The sequence below is a fragment of the Paenibacillus sp. M2 genome (assembly GCF_046713495.1).
GTDB classification, from domain to species: domain Bacteria; phylum Bacillota; class Bacilli; order Paenibacillales; family Paenibacillaceae; genus Paenibacillus; species Paenibacillus amylolyticus_B.
Map to the genome: position 1 here is coordinate 1,141,921 of NZ_CP169648.1, position 16,150 is coordinate 1,158,070.

The window sequence follows — 16,150 nt, forward strand, 5'->3', positions numbered from 1 at the left end:
ACGTGGATCTGAATCGCTTGCGTGAAGGGTTTTTTCTTGTATGTAGGTGTGGAAGAAAACATCAATGAACCTGCTCTGCTTCAACTGAGAGATCTAAGTGATGACCTATCCTGCTATAAATGTACAATTTAATATCCGTGTCTTGTAATGCAAGCAAACTGATCGTTTTATCCCTATTTCTGCTGATAGATGTCTCCATAGGTTCACTTACTTCATCGATATACATTTTCATATATACCGTGTGGTTGCTGTTGTTTCCAATTGATATGTTGGCATGTGTCCCGTTCGAAGCAACCATTGTGAAGCTGCCGTTGTATGCGGAACGACCTTCATGTTGAGTTGGGGCAATGAGCAGAACAGAGGGAGATGCTGGGACGGAACGCTCCATTTCATGGGCTAATCCCTTTGACTGCCGTTCGTTCGTTGAAGCTAGAGTCGCTGTATTGGCTGAATGGGTGGATATGAGTACAGATAGAGCCAGTGCTACACCGAGCATTGTTTTTAACGTCATTAAATTAGACCCCCTGCAGAATGATAAATCACTAAAATTTTCGTTCCTGTTTATACATTTCTATGATTCTAAACGTTTGGGACAACGAGGGAGTTACGGATAAATGACAAATTAAGCATAATCATGCAACAAAGGATAGTATTGAACCGTTTCATACATGAGGTGATGGAATGAGAAAAAGTATGCTTATCCTATCGTTAGCTTTAATGCTGTTAACTGCTTGTGAAGCAAATGATCCAACAACGGATGCTTCCGGAATTACGCAAGCTTTTCCAGAAATTATTGAGCCCCATAATCCAGAGCAAGCGGAGCAAAGCGGGGATGTGGTTGTGCTTCATGGAGACATACGGAACGAAGATAAGTGGGACACATTTATGAAAAATGTGAAGAAAAAACAGCAGGATCAGGTTCGTGTAACGATGTATACCATTGAAGGTGGGGCTATTATCCAGGAATTGATATACGATGGCTCAGCTATTCAATCGACTTACGATAACTCAAGGGATCTCTATGGCTCCAAACACGGAATGAAGACCGACACCTGCAAAGGGATCAGGACGATGAAGAGTGAGCAGGGACGTATTTTTTACGTCTTAACTGGTTGTGAGAAGGAAGAGAACCCCTTTTGGATGCCTAAGCTTTAAATGAGATGTATCCACATGCAATTTCTTAATAAAAACTGTGAAGCCGAGGCTGGCTGTGCAGGTTTTTGTAGTTATATAAAAGGTGGAAAATCGGGATTTTATCTGTACAAAGCATTGGACTCTTTATTATAAAACGCGTCTGTTAAATCATTCTCAGACTACTTCATCGCCCTGAATCTCATAACCCAACTTCACTTCATGATCTGTATAGTTTTCATTAAGCAGGGTGATGGTAAGCCCTTCTACAGTTTTGGTTTGAGTTGGGATGTTTGAATCGGGAAGTGCGGATTCTACCTTATTAGTAACAAAAAAATAAAGTACAAGCGGAAGTAGCAATATGACAAGACCAATAATGAGAGCAATGATAATATTCTTTTTGTTCAATGTGAGTGCTCCTTTCAGAGAAAAAATGTATTGAAGTGCAGTTGATCATTAATAACCAATTATATCATATTCTGGAGGAGGGATTTAATGAAGAGGTTCTGGATGTTATGTATATTAATACTCCTATTAACAGGATGTGGTCAGGACAATAGAGAGAAAGCCATAGAACAACTAACTCAGTTTCAGAGGAATGATGCATCACTCATTGTATTTACCGACCGACCTTCGGAGCGACCATTTATTGTTGAGTTACAGACGCAATTAAATGAAGTGAATAACGAGAATTTGAGGGCAGAAGGCCCAATAACTAACGTAACCTTTTATAATGTCCGTGATGAAAATAAGTTTAATTATGAGAAGATTTTTGGTCTGAAATCATATCCATACATGATCCTATTCCAGAAAGGCCAGATCACATTGGAGACGCAGGAACCGGAAGAGATCGTTCAGCATTTTAAGAAGAGGTAAGAGTCTACTAAAAAGAAGTTTGCTCCCATTGATCGTCTGAGTTAAACATAAAATATGATCTGCGAGGCCCTGCTGGCAAGACAAAGGACAACTATAGAAGGACTCTTGTCTTTTTTATTGGGCTTCCCTCATAGTTATTCGCACACTCTCCGAATGTGCTAAGGACATAGTATAGGGCATATATACTGTGTGCCTTGGCCTAAGGAGATGACCATTTTGAAGTATCTGAACAAGAGGACAGCCACCCTCAACAAATTGAGGCCCAGTCGTTCTACGTCGAAATGCAGAAACAAACACTTGGGAAAACGAAAGAAATGCCATATTATCCGAAGATCTTATCGGAGAAAACGCTGCTCCCTGAAGCGTCCAGTAAGATCGCAGAAAATGGCCCGTGACAAAAAAGTCATTGCATTACCGAGAGGGGCAGGCAACAACCAGGTATGTTATGAGCCTGGCCCACTGCTCACTCCATTGAGACAACATGAATTGGAGACTGTGAGTCGCCCTGGAATGCAAGGTGTGGCAGGTGTACAGGGCCCCGCCGGATCTCACGGCGAGCCGGGTCAACCGGGAATTCCTGGAGCACACGGTCCCGCAGGTTCTCACGGCGAGCCGGGTCAACCGGGAGTTCCCGGAGCGCAGGGCCCCGCAGGCTCTCAAGGTGAACCGGGTCAACCGGGAGCTCCCGGAGCGCTGGGACCCGAAGGCCCTCAAGGTGAACCGGGTCAACCGGGAGCTCCAGGAGCGCTGGGTCCCGCAGGCCCTCAAGGTGAGCCGGGCCAACCGGGAACTCCCGGAGCGCAGGGTCCCGCGGGCCCTCAAGGTGAGCCGGGTCAGCCGGGAACTCCCGGAGTGCAAGGACCAACGGGTCCCCCAGGTGAGCAAGGTCCGCCGGGCACCATACCCGGAATTGAAATCATTCCTACGGCAAACCGTTACTTCTATTTTCCGGATACCGATCTGGATTTGTCGGTCTCAGTTATAATTCCTGCCATAGCATTCACTAATGACGATGGCGACAGCATAACCCAATTTGGCGGGATTGGACTTAACAGCTTTAACAATCTTTATATCAACGGAATCGTTCAACCAGGAAACTCATACAGTGTAAGTGCGAATAGGTTGTCTTTTTCGTCCCAAAACGGTGTGATCTTTGCAGGGACACCTATTACTATCGAGATAATTATAATAACAACCAATATCATAAATGGTTAAAATTGGTTTAATTTACCGGTTCCTTTGCCTTCACTACTCCCAAACCTACCACATATACTATGTTAGGTAGGAGGTGAGAAACATGCCACTTGTGACACCCTTTCAGAACAGTTTGAGATTTGCTGCAACCATTGGTGATGGAACCGGGACTGGAGCAACGTTTGCGATTGCTGCGACAGCTTTTACAAATGACGCGGGTGTAGCTGCAACGGCATTTCCAGGCACGTTCAACTATTACAATCTTTATATTAATGGCCTTATGCAAACAGCAGATACATCCTCGGCTACCACGACTACAATTACAATTCCCGGTGGAGATGCATTAAATGCAGGGACTCCAATTGTCGTACAATTTGTAGTATCTTAATGAAGATGTAATCATGCTGTAACGTTATCTTGTGCGACTTCTATCTGAGATAGAAGTCGTTCTTTTTGTACAAGATACCCAGTCGACTCAACGGCATTTATCCATGCATTAATGTGCAGAAATAGTTACCCAAGGATGTTGCCGAACTACCGGATAACCTCTGAGTAAATGATCCTTCCGTTTGATTCCAATCCTCACTCTCACTTGTTAAAATTTAGGTACATAAACTACGTTCAGGTTGGCGGTGAAAAGGGAATGCAGCGAATCGAGGTACATCCCGATCTATTGGAGGAAAAAGCCCGGTTGGTCCAGCAGAAAAAACAGGAACTGGAGAGAATGATCTGGGAACTGGAAAAATCCATCTATATGTTGCAATCCGATTGGTCGGGTGTGACCGGAGAACGTTTCTTCTGGGATTTTATGCAGGCAAAAGAAGTGTTCCCGACTACACTCGGGCTGTTGGACGAAATCCAGAAAGAGTTTACGTTTATCGCAATGAACTTCAGAACAACGGACGGCTCAGGTGAGGTGGCATTGTACATCCCAGAAGAACTAAAGCCAAGCTTCGGCACCGGACTGGTCGATAAAGCAATTGGTGACACCGTTACGGGACTTGGTGAGATGGCAGAATCGTTCATTTATAATCCGTTTAGTACATTAACCAGTCTGGCCTATGCCATGACCGTAGGCAAAGTTGTAGACGTTGGGCGGGGTATTGGATTTGCATGGGATGCGGCTTGGGGCACAGGAACGGCAAGGTCTGACATCGAGCAGTTTGTGGATGAGCAGAAGAAGCAGCTCGATGAGGATAAGTCGGGTTATTATAAAGGTGCCATGTTAGGCCAGGCTTTCTCCTATATTCTCTTTGGCAAAGCCTTGCACTCGAAGGATCACCATGAATCGGGTGGAGCAGTGGAAGGTAAGAAGGAGAAGAGTGAGGGAAATAGTCTGAACCATGATGGAAGGCTAAGAACGGAAGGCACTAAAACCACATACACAAATTCATTCGGGAATGAAATATCTTGGACTAATCAAGGTCCTAAGGATATAGATGCAATTATCGAAAAAAATTTGAGAAGCTCAAAAACTGGTGATATTTTAGAGGAGCGAGTGGCAGAGACAATAAGAGAGACTGGTAGATTAGAAGGTACAGGTATAGAGTTGAAATTGCAAAATAAATTAAAAGCAGGAGATATCGATATTCTGACAGAATCGCATATTATTGAGGTTAAGAAGTCTTTAAGTGCCTTAGATGAAAAACAACTGGATAAGTTGATCAATCCATCAAATAAAAATTATTTTAACTATGACAATCGAGAAGTTATTTATTACATCGAAGATGTAACTGTAAAAAATAAAACTCAGTCTGATTTAGTTGAAAAATTAAAAGATCAGAATATAAAATTAATTAGCTCATTAGACGAATTGAAGGAGGTTATAAGTAAATGAGTTCAGTAATCATTCTAAAAAAAATCTCAAATTATTCTCCGGAGCAGACTCTTGAGAACTTTAAGCATGCAGCACAGAGAGCAAATATGTATTGTTTTCATTTATCAGTTGATCTTGATCCAGATAACAACTTTCAATCTGCAGAAGGCACACTATCTGAAGTAAATGAGGAGACCCTTTTAAATACTGATGATGAAGAAACTATTAGATACTTCACTTTTAACGTTAATAAAGTTGTCGAAGATTCATATGATAGTTTTACATGGCTCACCCAATCAACAGATTATTTTTGGGCAGTGGATATTGTGAATATTAATCATGAATATGAATTTATTTATAGGTTTGTAGTAGAGTATTTTCAACTTAATAGGGAAGATTACTTATGGTTTGATGATGCTGAGTGGTATTACGCAGCTGACGATATCTTGAGATTAAGTCAAAGGCCGTACAATCCAAAGTGGTGTAGCGAAAAGATTGTATAAGTTATGAGGGTGGAGAATTATTCTAGATGGTTTTACTCCACTACTTAGAATGAAATAATGATACTACTTAAAGGCACTTCTACCACACAAACGTAGAGGTGCTTCTTACTATAAATTATTAGGAGAAAAGCTTGTCATGATACTAAAAAAGCAACTTTTATTGATTGGATGCTGCATTGGATTTGTATTCTTACTTATTCTAACTTATAGCCAATATAAGGAGAAAAGAATGTATGAACAGTATCTAACGATGAATGTTCGCCAAGATCTCGTTGATCTGAAGAGTGCGATTATCAATAATGATATGTTGTTTAACCGAATACTCAAGAATATGAAAATAACAAACGAGATGGTTGAGGATGGAGAACAAGGCAGCCAGCTCTATTACAACTTTACAGATATGACGCAGATTATGGATAAGTATAACTTGATGAATCTAAGTTTCAGCGAAGAAGCCAACTGGCTGGTAAAACCCCCAGCTTTATTCACAAACGATCTAGGTCTAGGTGACATATTACCCACTACACTTCAACGTATGCGAATGACGTTCGAGAGGCTGGATGTAACCAGTTATCCTGTAACACCTGAACTTAAAGCCAGGATCGAGGAGTATCAGCAGTTAAACCAGCGATGGCTGAACATTGTTGGGGATTTTGAATCCAAGGAGACTAACGAAAATGATTGGCCCCAAATCTTGAATGATCTGGAGCAAGAGACCCGAAATTATTTTCAAGAGAATAATGTAGATTTCGTTGGTGATGACGTTTGGAGAGACGCATTAAATCCAAGGTACGAATGATAATTATGAGTGTGATTGATGTCTAATAAATGTAAGAGGTTCTTTGGTATGAAAGGAGATGAGGAGCATATCCATCCTAGAAATAATTAATGAATTAGCAGTGATTCTTTTACTCATTGGTGCCTTTTTTTACTTTCTAGAGTTACGTAAAATCAAAAGGCAAAGGAAACTAAGGACTATGGAATACATCATATATGTCACGATTCAAGTTGGGTACTTACTTTGGGCAGGAAGCAGATTGATAATGTTAATTTCATAATAGCTCATACCCAAAGTGGGGTACTCCTGACGTTCAGAGGCGATAGTGAGTGCTCCTTTCTCTTATACTCGAACAACTAATGAAAATATCCCCATACTGGACGATAATAGAGTAGAGAACATTTTACCTATTCCAAATCATTAGCTGATATCACCTACATATCCACAACCATCCTACACCCACACGAGGTACATTCATGAAACAAGGCATATATGAACAGCTTATTAACACCATCACCAGACAGGAGATTTCGGCGCTGGACCCGGATTGTGTATAACATTGGAACCGAGAAGCTGGATGCAGAGGAAGCACGTAAACTGCTGTCTACGTATTTGGCGGCGGTGACCCGACGAGCGCTCAAGATTGTGCGGGAACAGACGGAAGATAAGACGGCAGTGTTGGCGCAGATCCGAACGTGTAATGAGATTATTGCTACTCTCAAAGGTACACTGGGGGAAGAAGAGTACAACGAATTGCAACTGGATGAGCAGGTGGAAGTGTTGACCTATGTGTTATAGTATACCTGTTAGTTGTTATTCCATTTACTTCTTCAGGAGGAATATTTTGATGAAAGTTTGCTGTGAAAATTGTTTTAACTACAAACCCTTTAAAAAATATATTCAAGAAAAGGGGACAGTTGATAACTGTTCATTTTGTACATCTCAAGGCGTTCGAACAATTGATGTTCAAGATAGCTTTTTTGCTCGAAATATGTCCATTTTTGGGGATAAATTTAGAGCAAATGATTCAGGCTTTGAACTAGAAAGGTTCTTTACTAAACAAATCGACCTATTAAGTATAGCTCTATCATCAACAGTTGCGAAAGAACTATTATACGAATTATTTCGCGAATCCATAGGTAGAGAATTGCTGAATGGGAAATTTAGCGTCAAGTTAGAGGACGATATAATTAACACTTGGAATAGCTTCAAAGAAAATATTAAACATGGTAATCGGTTTGGTTTCGGAATTGACGCTAACTTAAAGGAATCTCTAATTGAAATACTCCAAACCAATGAAATGCAGTTAAATGGAGAAGAGACCCTTTTTCGTGCGAGACTTGGTAAGTCAGTAAATAAGCATGGCAGTGCACCATATGAACGCGACCAAATCATGAATCCACCCAAACACTTAGCTTCTGAGGGAAGAATCAATCCAAAGGGAATCCCCTATCTATATTTAGCCGAAAACTTAGAAACTGCAATTGCAGAAGTAAGACCCTATAAAGGAAAAGAAGTTTCCGTTGCTACTGTGAAAATTGAAGATAATATCCGTATCTCTTCATTCAATAACAATACATTCTATGGCGAGACACTTTTTAAGCAATATCAGCTTTATTCATTAACCAATAAAGTAAATATGGAACTCTCTAAGCCTGTGGAAGAGGAAACAAAATATTTTAATTATATACCTACCCAATATGTTGCTGAGTTAGCAAAACATCTTAATTATGAAGGTCTGGCATACGGTAGTGCATTAGGAAATGGGAAAAATTATTGTTTATTTAATCAAGAGAAGGCTTCATGGGTAAATAGTCGTTTGTATAGAACTAAACAAATTCATATTGAGTACGAACCTGTAGATAGTTGGGATGACTTTATCTAGTTGGGACTTTAACTTTAAACATTAAAAAATAGATAGAAATCAAATGTAGTTGTGGTGCTGTAATGGTTAAACGTAAGAATAAAGATGGGGTGGAATTTTGGGGATGTAGCAGCTACCCTACTTGTAGAAAAACGAAAGCTATCTGAATGACCTCAATAAAATGACGGAGAAACAAAGGCGAAGCAGCTTGTAAGCTGCCTTGTCTTTGTTATTTTTATGTTCAAGATCACTTTAATATTTCACGTATCACATTTTTGGTTAGTTGAATACTGTCAGGGGAGGCATCTCTTAACATTTCTAAAATCTCCTGTATAACTACTTCTGACTCTGTGAAATGAAAATCCTCGTCTACATAAGCGAAAAGCTGTATTAAGTTTACTTCAAGTGACTCAGCGATCTTTGCCAGGTTCACCAAAGAAACGTTCTTTTCACCACGTTCAATCTGTCCTATGTATGAAAAATGAAATCCACCTTTTTCTCCGAGGGATTCCTGTGAATACCCTCTGTCTTTGCGTAGTGCGCGAATTCTGGCTCCGACCAGCTTCAAAACTTCTCTGTCTTCGTTCATGGTATTCACCTCTCTATGTTCAAAAGTGTAGACAAGTTTCTTCAAGGTAAACACCAAATGAATAATACAATTTTTATAATTTGATTACTATAAGTATCATTTTGTTGTATAATATTGGTATTAACTCTTTGGAGGGATGACAATGGCAAGAAATTGGTCCATAACCGAAGCACATTGTAATCACCAAGTAGATTTTACCCCACGTTTGCAAGACCATGATATCTCCACACAACCTAGGTCCAAACACATTCCTGCTTACCATATGCTACGTACCACAATAATGGCCTATCACCAACATGCTAAGTATCATCTCAAACTTGCCACCATCATGCGTAATCACAATCAGTTTAAAGCCTGCCTAATTCTATGTGATTGGGCTCTAGCCTCCATGATTAAGGCGCTTTATACCCATAAGTATCATTCAGTTCATCCACCCAAAGAACTCACCATGAACGAAATCTTGCCTCTAGTGCATACGGACACTGAACCCGGATTGGATGTCGCTTTGTTCATCGGCACGATGCAACATATGTCATCTTTAGAGGAACGTCAAGAGGATCAATATTTAGACCTTGATAACATCGAAAAGCTTTTTCAACGAACAGAAGACATATTGGAGGAGTTAGCCACTCGATTGAATGATAATTCAACAAAGTTTTTTTGATATAAGGCGTATCATGATGATCTGTAGGTTCTTTTCATGTGGAATGGGACTGAAGGATTATAAGTACTGAAAGCTATTTATTTGGGAAAGGGAAAATCAGGATAATGGATGGATGTATTTGCAACAAACTTCTGCTAACATTGTAAAATCCTAATTCTAACGGCGGAGAATACTATGAGTACAATTAAAGTGACACCAGAGCAACTGCTGCATGTATCCAAGCAGATCGAGCAGGGTAGGCAACAGTTGGAGGGGATACGTAATGACCTGACCGCACGGATCGGATTTATCCAGTCTCAGTGGGCGGGAGCATCGCAGGAACAATTTTTTTATGATTTTCAGCAGTCACGTCCTGTACTGGATCGAGCACTGGAAAGTATGGTTAAGTCATCCCAAGATCTGTTCGCGATTGCCGAGAGATTCGAACAAGCGGATCAGGAACAGGTGAGCTTGGGAGCCGTTGCTGGACAGATTGCTGCCCATACAATGATGAACCATAATACAGGTAACCCAGAAGAGCAACGACGAATGGTATATAACCCTTTGTTTGGAGTTAACATGCCTGCCAGTGAAGCAGAGGATGGGATGCCAGGGCAAAAGGAGTTTGTTAAGTATTGGGAAAATGGTGGCACCTATGAGGAAATGAGAGCTGGGCCGAAGCAACCGGTGTCTAGTGGTGGGGATATATATGATGAACAGATCAGCGCATTTAAGGAAGGTCATCATCCCGTAACTGGAGAATCGATACCTGCATGGCAAGCAGCAGTTGCTATAGGAGGTTTACAGACTGCTAAGCTCGTGTTGGCGTTTACTGGAACGTTTAATAAGGGTTATAAGGTTCCGAAAGAGGGATTAAGATTACCGAAAGAGGGATTAAGATTACCGAAAGATAGAAAAGTAACGCCTAGTCACCTTCAAACCAAAATATTGCACGATAACCCAATGGTCAGCAAAACGAACAAAGGATTAGAAGTAGAGTATACTAACCTAGCTGGAAACAAAATCGTTTGGGTAGAGCACAATCCCAAAAATATTACCAATGCTATAGAAGCTGCAAAACATAGCCGAGACACAGGGAAAGTTGTTGAAGGAAAAGTTGGCGAATTTGTAGATCGGCATGTCGGGGTAACTGGATTTGGGGTGGAAATTAAAAATGTAGAAAATAAATTAAGAGTTACGGATTTGGATGTTGTAACGAACTCACAAATTATTGAAGTGAAAAAGTCAGCGGGAGCAGTGAAAACAGACCAAATAGATAGATTAGTGGATACAAATAATAAAGAGTTTTTCAATTACAAGAAGAAGGAAGTTATTTTATATATAGACGCGCCACTAGAAAATACGGGGCGAATTGCATCTGAGAAAATCGAATATATAAGGAGCAAGGGCGTCAAAGTGGTTAACTCGTTAGAAGAATTAAGGGAGGTACTGAAGTAATGGCATCTGCTTTTGTTTTAGTAGAAGAAAATAGTAATATTCCCATTGCGCGTTTGATCCAGGATATACAAGAAGCTTGTCTGGAAGCAAAATTAACTTTAGTTTTTGGAGGTGAAGATACAGATTCAGAACTGAACATGAAACATTGCTCCTTGGGAATTACTCATTCAGACAAAGAAGAGTTGGGCCGTAGTGAGCAAAAGAATAACATCAGAGTCGATGTATATGATGAACCTGTTCAATATCAATATAGAGAATTGGAATGGAGAGATGATGGGAGAGTATATTTTAACACGCTGATTATAGATGAAGTTTATCAAAATGAAGAGGTTACGCTAACCTTTTTATATCATTTTCTTGCGAGACACCCTCAGATGGTGGTATGGATGGAGGAAGACTGGGTCTATACCTTATCTGATCTGGAGAAAATTCTGAAAAATACAATTCATTCCGAATGGTGTTATGTTAATCCCGATTCGATTTGAGTAATAATGAGACATAATATCAACAGCCCATGATTCGTACTCTCAAGTGAGGTGGGTATCGTGTCAAAAAGTATTTATCTAAAAAGCAAGGAAGAGGTGTTTATGCTGGAACTCATGGCGTATACATTGGCCAAATTAGGGTCGTACGAATGGAATAGAACAGAGATGTATAATCCGGATCGGATCTATGAGCGTCCTGCGGGTTTTTATTTTAGATTCCACAACGCTGATTAGGTGTACGAGCAATTAAAGCAATGTATTCAGTACTTCAAGGGTAACCTTGAGTGGACGATTCATGTAAGTCCGTTAACCAAAAACCAAAATTACGTTATTGAGCCGGCAGATGTTTACCATGCAAAACAAACGGAAGCATATCAGGTGAATTTGGAAATTGAGGAAGTGCTTCAAGATTCATATAAAGAAATCTGTGAGCAAGCGATTCACGACATTCCAGTGTTATGTGACCATATTGAGCAATGGTTCGACTTGAAACATAAACAACTATACCTACCTACAATACCGAATTAAAAACATTAGGATAGAATTATATGATGTAAGAAGGTTTGGCTATGGAACGCTTGGAAATGATTTTAATTGAGTTTAGCAAAAACAGCCTGGATCAATTCATTAAAAATGATTTGAACATTCAGGTGGATCGGATCAAAAGTTCTCACTTTTATGATAACCGTAGTGAAAACGATATTGAATTTCAGCAAATAGAGAGCCTTGAAGAGATTCTTTCTCCTAAGGGAACGGGGAATATATTATTATCTCAGCTTAACCTAGGTCATACCTATAACGACGTGATGATTGTAATTTCATTCGATGAGGAATCTGGAGATATCGTTATGAATTTTCCTGAAGAGGAGTTGTTCAGCGGAGAAAAATCAGAGACAATGTTAAAAGCTCATAAGTTAATAGAGTATATTCTTGATATTAAGAAGAAGTATGCAATTGAGAAAGTTAGAATCGGTTATGAACCAGCTATGGATGATGACACTTGCTTGGTCGAGATTGATAAAGAAATGATGGATACGAATGTTATTGTCTCAAAACTGTTGGCTTAGATCCTTCTGAACCAGAGTTTGATGCAGAACAATTAGACATTAATAATGGCAGAAAGCCCATTTCAACTCGAATACGAGTAGTCATGGGTTATTTTTATCTCCTCATTCCATCCCAACCACTTTACAAAATCAACCCATCGCCCTCCATGGCAAGTGGAATAATGAAAAAAAAGGATATTATGTCGAAAAGCTGGAAAACCTCCAAAGCAGAAAGGATGTTATACCACATGCCTACATACAACAAATTGGTACGGGACAAGATTCCGCATATTATCACATCCAGTGGTAAGGAATGCCGCACACGTATTCTGGACCCAAAGGAGTATAAGCAGGAGTTAAGAACGAAGTTGAGTGAAGAGTCCGAAGAATACATGAGTGCAGGAAACGATCAAGAAGCGTTGGAAGAACTGGCAGACATTCTGGAAGTCATTCGAGCGCTGGCGGAGGTACACGGTGCCAATGCGGCACAGCTAGACAAGCTGCGGGCAGACAAAGCCGAGGAGCGTGGTGGATTCCAGGAACGGGTGTATCTGATCGATGTCGATTAAGCTTAATGTTAAACGCAACTCATTACAGATCACTTGGCAGATGAACTGATCACCCGGATGCATCATGCGTCCGGGATTATTTTGTTACTGTGAAATAGCTTCCCTTGCCGGAAATAATAGTGAGTTCATCAATTCTTACAGTCAAGCGTTGATGTTGCGCTGCTGGTTCTCTGAATGACTCTTCATCTTCATGGTAAATACCAGACCAGACAGGATATAGATTAGGCTTAACAAGAGATAAGGGAGTTGCAGCGAGAAGACGCGATCGAACGTCGTTTCACTGATCCGCACCAATAGCCCACCGAGAAGCGTACCGATGGCACTAATGCCAAAGGATAGAAAGCGAAACACGCTTCCCACCCTGCCAAGCATCTCATTAGGAACGGAACGTTGCAGGATGGAGGAACGGGTAACATTGTAGACAATGATGAAAAAAGCAGCACAGAAATACAGTCCACCTACCATATATGCATTAGTGGTTAGACCCACCATACCGTAGATGATTCCCATGCACAGAATGGAGGAGATAATTAATTGTTTTGTGCTCCATTTCTTGCGCATATATGCAACAGCCTGACTGCCTACAATGCTGCCGATGGTTGCGATGGAGATGAGCATACCGAATGCAAAAGCATCCAACTGAAGCACATCTCGTACAAAGAAGATCTGAGTAGCCAGGATGACGGAATACATCAGCGTAATTGTGACAGACAGAATGGCTAATCCGCGGAGAAAACGATCATGATAGACATATCGAATACCGGACCACATCTCGCGTTTCCAATTATTCATCGGGCGAACTTCCTTCCTAGTTGTTTCGGTATCCCCCGGGTAGAAGTTTCCCTTCATACTGATTAAAAAGAGCAGAGCAATAACAGCCGTTACGGCGTCTATGGCAAAAGGAAAAACAATATGCAGGGTGATGATGAACCCTCCCAGCGCAACGCCCAGAATATCACTTGTGATTAACTGTCCGGCGGTGAACTGCCCATTGGCTTTTTCCAACTTACTCTCATCTACCAGTTGAGGAATCACCGTCTGCACCGTACTGTCGAATACCACCCGGCTAAGGCCGATCCCGAACATGAACAGAGCCAGAATCGGAATGCTCACCCATCCTCCCCAGATACATAACGTCAGAGCGAGCAGAAGAATCATTCGTGTAAAGCCAGCCCAAATCAGCATATGTTTGCGTGAGTAACGGTCGATGAGAACACCCACGGGCAGACTGAAGAGAAGCCATGGTAAACGAAGTGCCGTCATGGTGACAGAGGCATACAGCGTATCGCTTGTAAGAGTGGATATGAGCCAAGGAACCGCAGCAAGCGTAAGTCCATCACCCAAAAATGTAAGCGAAAATGCACCGAATAACTTGGTATAGTTCGACTTAATTTTCATCGTTCCCTCCACCAATAAGATGTAAAGCATAGCTATAATAAGATTGGGAAATAATGTGTTTTCACTTAATAACAATGTAAGTTATTGCAAAATGGTTTTCAATCCTATTTTTACAATAAATAACTTCACAAAACGCTTACAAACTTTCAATTCTACCCTACCTTTTCCGCTGTGAAGCTGAGATAATGGGAGAGGAATAAGGCATGAAACAGATGCGACAACCATGTTCACCAACAGCCCAAAAATAAAAGCTGCACATCCATAGGAGGATTATTAATGACGACACAACCATTGAATCTGATCCAATCCACGGAGGGCCAAGCGTTGCTTGCCCAAATGTATGGACAATCACAAGTAGAGGAACAGACTGCACGTTACACGAAGCTGAACGCAACGTTCCAAGAGTACTTTGGCGCGCAAGAAGGAAGCAAACTGTTCAGCGCGTCAGGACGCAGTGAGATTGGGGGCAATCACACGGATCATAACCATGGGAAAGTGCTGGCGGGCAGCATCACGCTGGATACGATTGCAGTGGCAGCACCAACTGCGGAGTCGGTTATTACCTTTTACTCAGAAGGCTATGACAAGAAATATGTAATCGATCTCACGGACCTCACGCCAAATACGGAAGACGATGGCACAACAGCATTGATTCGCGGTATGGCTGCGGGATTTGGAGAATTCGGATATAAAGTAGGTGGCTTTCAGGCGTACCTGTCAAGTAACGTGTTCTCGGCATCTGGGGTGAGTTCCTCGGCGTCATTCGAGATGTTGATCTGTACGATTTTGAATCACTTCTATAATGATGGAACAATGGATGTTGTTACTTTGGCCAAAATCGGTCAGTATGCGGAGAACCATTATTGGAATAAACCTTCCGGTCTGCTGGATCAGATGGCTTGTGCATACGGCGGGCTCATTTCTATTGACTTTGAAAATCCAGCACAGCCGGTTATCGAGCCAGTTCAGTGGGATTTCCAACAGATTGGTTACTCATTGGTCATTGTGAATACAGGTGGCAACCACGCCGATCTGACGGAAGATTACGCGGCTGTGCCCAATGAGATGAGAGCGGTTGCTCAGGCGCTGGGCAGTGAGTATGTTCGGGAAATTACGGCAGACGCAATCTACTCCAATCTCAAAAAGGTTCGTGAAGCGGCTGGGGATCGTGCCGTGCTGCGCGCGCTTCATTTCCTGGAGGAAAACAATCGTGTCGATGGTCAGGTTCAGGCGTTGCGGGATGGACGTTTTGCTGATTTCCTGAAACTGATTACAGCATCCGGTAACTCATCATGGAAGTGGCTGCAGAATGTGTATCAGAGTGGTGCTGTGAAGGAGCAAGAGATTGGCATCGCGCTGGCACTGACCGAGAATTATCTGCAAAACCTGGGTGACGGCGCTTGTCGTATTCATGGTGGTGGATTCGCAGGGGTTATTCTTACAATTCTTCCGAACGAAAAAGTGGAAGAGTATATGTCCTGGATGCACGACATGTTGGACACGCCAATTATTGTTGTTAATGTGCGTGCACAAGGCGCAGTATGTCTGAATGCATTAATCTCTAACGCAGGCTAAAAGCACTCAGATAAATAGTTCTAACATGTTTCTACGAAGTCCGGGCTAAGCTCGGGCTTTTTGGCCTGTTCATTTTTTGAAAAGACTTCAAACTTTTAAGGTCAGTAATGTGTTATTTAAGTAGTGGTTTAGTTAGGTTGGTAGTGACTAGAATACAGGCGTATTAATGATGGTTCGATTAGGTGAGAGGCTGTATCTCAATAATGTTCTCATGGGAGGAAGGAT

At 41.5% G+C, this 16,150-nt stretch carries 21 protein-coding genes and 1 pseudogene; 18 read left to right on the plus strand and 4 right to left on the minus strand.

Features of this window, described 5'->3' with window-relative positions:
• Positions 1-61: 61 nt before the first annotated feature.
• Positions 62-511 (minus strand): hypothetical protein, encoded by a 450-nt coding sequence (locus ACETMN_RS05145; RefSeq protein ID WP_411735850.1) that lies wholly within the window; start codon positions 509-511, stop codon positions 62-64.
• Positions 512-681: 170 nt separating this feature from the next.
• Between ACETMN_RS05145 and ACETMN_RS05150 the strand changes: the two genes are divergently transcribed.
• Positions 682-1,155: a DUF4362 domain-containing protein gene (locus tag ACETMN_RS05150; protein ID WP_411735851.1), complete on the plus strand. Its 474-nt coding sequence runs from the start codon at positions 682-684 to the stop codon at positions 1,153-1,155.
• 153 nt (positions 1,156-1,308) lie between these two features.
• On the opposite strand, the gene ACETMN_RS05155 is transcribed toward ACETMN_RS05150, so the two are convergent.
• On the minus strand, positions 1,309-1,539 hold the full coding sequence (locus ACETMN_RS05155; RefSeq protein ID WP_411735852.1) for a hypothetical protein: 231 nt from the start codon (positions 1,537-1,539) through the stop codon (positions 1,309-1,311).
• Between the two features lie 87 nt (positions 1,540-1,626).
• Here ACETMN_RS05155 and ACETMN_RS05160 point away from each other — a divergent pair, with 87 nt between their 5' ends.
• The 9 genes and pseudogenes from ACETMN_RS05160 (at position 1,627) to ACETMN_RS05200 (ending at position 8,329) form a co-directional block, all read left to right on the plus strand.
• A complete protein-coding gene (locus tag ACETMN_RS05160; RefSeq protein ID WP_411735853.1) occupies positions 1,627-2,007 on the plus strand; it encodes a hypothetical protein in 381 nt (126 codons plus the stop codon).
• Positions 2,008-2,391: 384 nt separating this feature from the next.
• Positions 2,392-3,222 (plus strand): DUF4183 domain-containing protein, encoded by an 831-nt coding sequence (locus ACETMN_RS05165; protein WP_411735854.1) that lies wholly within the window; start codon positions 2,392-2,394, stop codon positions 3,220-3,222.
• Between the two features lie 82 nt (positions 3,223-3,304).
• Complete coding sequence (locus ACETMN_RS05170) at positions 3,305-3,589, plus strand: DUF4183 domain-containing protein (RefSeq protein ID WP_091015856.1); 285 nt, start codon at positions 3,305-3,307, stop codon at positions 3,587-3,589.
• 255 nt (positions 3,590-3,844) lie between these two features.
• Complete coding sequence (locus ACETMN_RS05175) at positions 3,845-5,038, plus strand: WXG100 family type VII secretion target (protein ID WP_411736400.1); 1,194 nt, start codon at positions 3,845-3,847, stop codon at positions 5,036-5,038.
• Complete coding sequence (locus ACETMN_RS05180; RefSeq protein ID WP_091015852.1) at positions 5,035-5,520, plus strand: hypothetical protein; 486 nt, start codon at positions 5,035-5,037, stop codon at positions 5,518-5,520. The genes ACETMN_RS05175 and ACETMN_RS05180 overlap by 4 nt, the downstream gene beginning before the upstream one ends.
• 229 nt (positions 5,521-5,749) lie before the next feature.
• Complete coding sequence (locus tag ACETMN_RS05185; RefSeq protein WP_143786510.1) at positions 5,750-6,319, plus strand: hypothetical protein; 570 nt, start codon at positions 5,750-5,752, stop codon at positions 6,317-6,319.
• A gap of 455 nt (positions 6,320-6,774) precedes the next feature.
• A pseudogene (locus tag ACETMN_RS05190) lies at positions 6,775-7,090 on the plus strand (NgoFVII family restriction endonuclease); the annotation flags it as partial.
• 55 nt (positions 7,091-7,145) lie between these two features.
• Positions 7,146-8,183, plus strand: a complete 1,038-nt coding sequence (locus ACETMN_RS05195; protein ID WP_256975127.1) for an RES family NAD+ phosphorylase — start codon at positions 7,146-7,148, stop codon at positions 8,181-8,183.
• A gap of 38 nt (positions 8,184-8,221) precedes the next feature.
• On the plus strand, positions 8,222-8,329 hold the full coding sequence (locus ACETMN_RS05200; RefSeq protein WP_256975126.1) for a topoisomerase DNA-binding C4 zinc finger domain-containing protein: 108 nt from the start codon (positions 8,222-8,224) through the stop codon (positions 8,327-8,329).
• Between the two features lie 80 nt (positions 8,330-8,409).
• Here ACETMN_RS05200 and ACETMN_RS05205 read toward each other — a convergent pair whose 3' ends face one another.
• On the minus strand, positions 8,410-8,751 hold the full coding sequence (locus ACETMN_RS05205) for a helix-turn-helix domain-containing protein (RefSeq protein ID WP_091015847.1): 342 nt from the start codon (positions 8,749-8,751) through the stop codon (positions 8,410-8,412).
• Between the two features lie 142 nt (positions 8,752-8,893).
• On the opposite strand from ACETMN_RS05205, the gene ACETMN_RS05210 reads away from it, so the two are divergent.
• The 7 genes from ACETMN_RS05210 (at position 8,894) to ACETMN_RS05240 (ending at position 12,952) form a co-directional block, all read left to right on the plus strand.
• A complete protein-coding gene (locus ACETMN_RS05210) occupies positions 8,894-9,415 on the plus strand; it encodes a hypothetical protein (RefSeq protein ID WP_091015845.1) in 522 nt (173 codons plus the stop codon).
• A gap of 174 nt (positions 9,416-9,589) precedes the next feature.
• On the plus strand, positions 9,590-10,852 hold the full coding sequence (locus ACETMN_RS05215; protein WP_091015843.1) for a WXG100 family type VII secretion target: 1,263 nt from the start codon (positions 9,590-9,592) through the stop codon (positions 10,850-10,852).
• A complete protein-coding gene (locus ACETMN_RS05220) occupies positions 10,852-11,337 on the plus strand; it encodes a hypothetical protein (protein WP_091015842.1) in 486 nt (161 codons plus the stop codon). The genes ACETMN_RS05215 and ACETMN_RS05220 overlap by 1 nt, the downstream gene beginning before the upstream one ends.
• Positions 11,338-11,397: 60 nt before the next feature.
• Positions 11,398-11,571, plus strand: a complete 174-nt coding sequence (locus tag ACETMN_RS05225; protein WP_179198492.1) for a hypothetical protein — start codon at positions 11,398-11,400, stop codon at positions 11,569-11,571.
• The gene (locus ACETMN_RS05230) at positions 11,572-11,865 is read left to right on the plus strand and encodes a hypothetical protein (protein ID WP_091015840.1); all 294 of its coding nucleotides are present in this window, start codon (positions 11,572-11,574) and stop codon (positions 11,863-11,865) included.
• 41 nt (positions 11,866-11,906) lie between these two features.
• Positions 11,907-12,404, plus strand: coding sequence for a hypothetical protein (locus tag ACETMN_RS05235; RefSeq protein WP_091015839.1), 498 nt, complete (start codon positions 11,907-11,909; stop codon positions 12,402-12,404).
• Between the two features lie 227 nt (positions 12,405-12,631).
• On the plus strand, positions 12,632-12,952 hold the full coding sequence (locus ACETMN_RS05240; protein WP_091016222.1) for a nucleoside triphosphate pyrophosphohydrolase: 321 nt from the start codon (positions 12,632-12,634) through the stop codon (positions 12,950-12,952).
• Between the two features lie 141 nt (positions 12,953-13,093).
• Here ACETMN_RS05240 and ACETMN_RS05245 read toward each other — a convergent pair whose 3' ends face one another.
• Complete coding sequence (locus ACETMN_RS05245) at positions 13,094-14,350, minus strand: MFS transporter (RefSeq protein WP_179198491.1); 1,257 nt, start codon at positions 14,348-14,350, stop codon at positions 13,094-13,096.
• Between the two features lie 276 nt (positions 14,351-14,626).
• Here ACETMN_RS05245 and ACETMN_RS05250 point away from each other — a divergent pair, with 276 nt between their 5' ends.
• Complete coding sequence (locus ACETMN_RS05250; protein ID WP_091015835.1) at positions 14,627-15,925, plus strand: galactokinase; 1,299 nt, start codon at positions 14,627-14,629, stop codon at positions 15,923-15,925.
• Positions 15,926-16,150 lie beyond the last annotated feature (225 nt).

Bases quoted from the DNA above. Each gene is read 5' to 3' on its own strand.
- ACETMN_RS05210 (WP_091015845.1), top strand. From the start codon at position 8,894: ATGGCAAGAAATTGGTCCATAACCGAAGCACATTGTAATCACCAAGTA.
- ACETMN_RS05245 (WP_179198491.1), bottom strand. From the start codon at position 14,350: ATGAAAATTAAGTCGAACTATACCAAGTTATTCGGTGCATTTTCGCTT.
- ACETMN_RS05145 (WP_411735850.1), bottom strand. From the start codon at position 511: ATGACGTTAAAAACAATGCTCGGTGTAGCACTGGCTCTATCTGTACTC.
- ACETMN_RS05240 (WP_091016222.1), top strand. From the start codon at position 12,632: ATGCCTACATACAACAAATTGGTACGGGACAAGATTCCGCATATTATC.
- ACETMN_RS05185 (WP_143786510.1), top strand. From the start codon at position 5,750: ATGTATGAACAGTATCTAACGATGAATGTTCGCCAAGATCTCGTTGAT.
- ACETMN_RS05170 (WP_091015856.1), top strand. From the start codon at position 3,305: ATGCCACTTGTGACACCCTTTCAGAACAGTTTGAGATTTGCTGCAACC.
- ACETMN_RS05165 (WP_411735854.1), top strand. From the start codon at position 2,392: ATGGCCCGTGACAAAAAAGTCATTGCATTACCGAGAGGGGCAGGCAAC.
- ACETMN_RS05180 (WP_091015852.1), top strand. From the start codon at position 5,035: ATGAGTTCAGTAATCATTCTAAAAAAAATCTCAAATTATTCTCCGGAG.
- ACETMN_RS05250 (WP_091015835.1), top strand. From the start codon at position 14,627: ATGACGACACAACCATTGAATCTGATCCAATCCACGGAGGGCCAAGCG.
- ACETMN_RS05175 (WP_411736400.1), top strand. From the start codon at position 3,845: ATGCAGCGAATCGAGGTACATCCCGATCTATTGGAGGAAAAAGCCCGG.
- ACETMN_RS05235 (WP_091015839.1), top strand. From the start codon at position 11,907: ATGGAACGCTTGGAAATGATTTTAATTGAGTTTAGCAAAAACAGCCTG.
- ACETMN_RS05220 (WP_091015842.1), top strand. From the start codon at position 10,852: ATGGCATCTGCTTTTGTTTTAGTAGAAGAAAATAGTAATATTCCCATT.
- ACETMN_RS05160 (WP_411735853.1), top strand. From the start codon at position 1,627: ATGAAGAGGTTCTGGATGTTATGTATATTAATACTCCTATTAACAGGA.
- ACETMN_RS05195 (WP_256975127.1), top strand. From the start codon at position 7,146: ATGAAAGTTTGCTGTGAAAATTGTTTTAACTACAAACCCTTTAAAAAA.
- ACETMN_RS05215 (WP_091015843.1), top strand. From the start codon at position 9,590: ATGAGTACAATTAAAGTGACACCAGAGCAACTGCTGCATGTATCCAAG.
- ACETMN_RS05150 (WP_411735851.1), top strand. From the start codon at position 682: ATGAGAAAAAGTATGCTTATCCTATCGTTAGCTTTAATGCTGTTAACT.
- ACETMN_RS05205 (WP_091015847.1), bottom strand. From the start codon at position 8,751: ATGAACGAAGACAGAGAAGTTTTGAAGCTGGTCGGAGCCAGAATTCGC.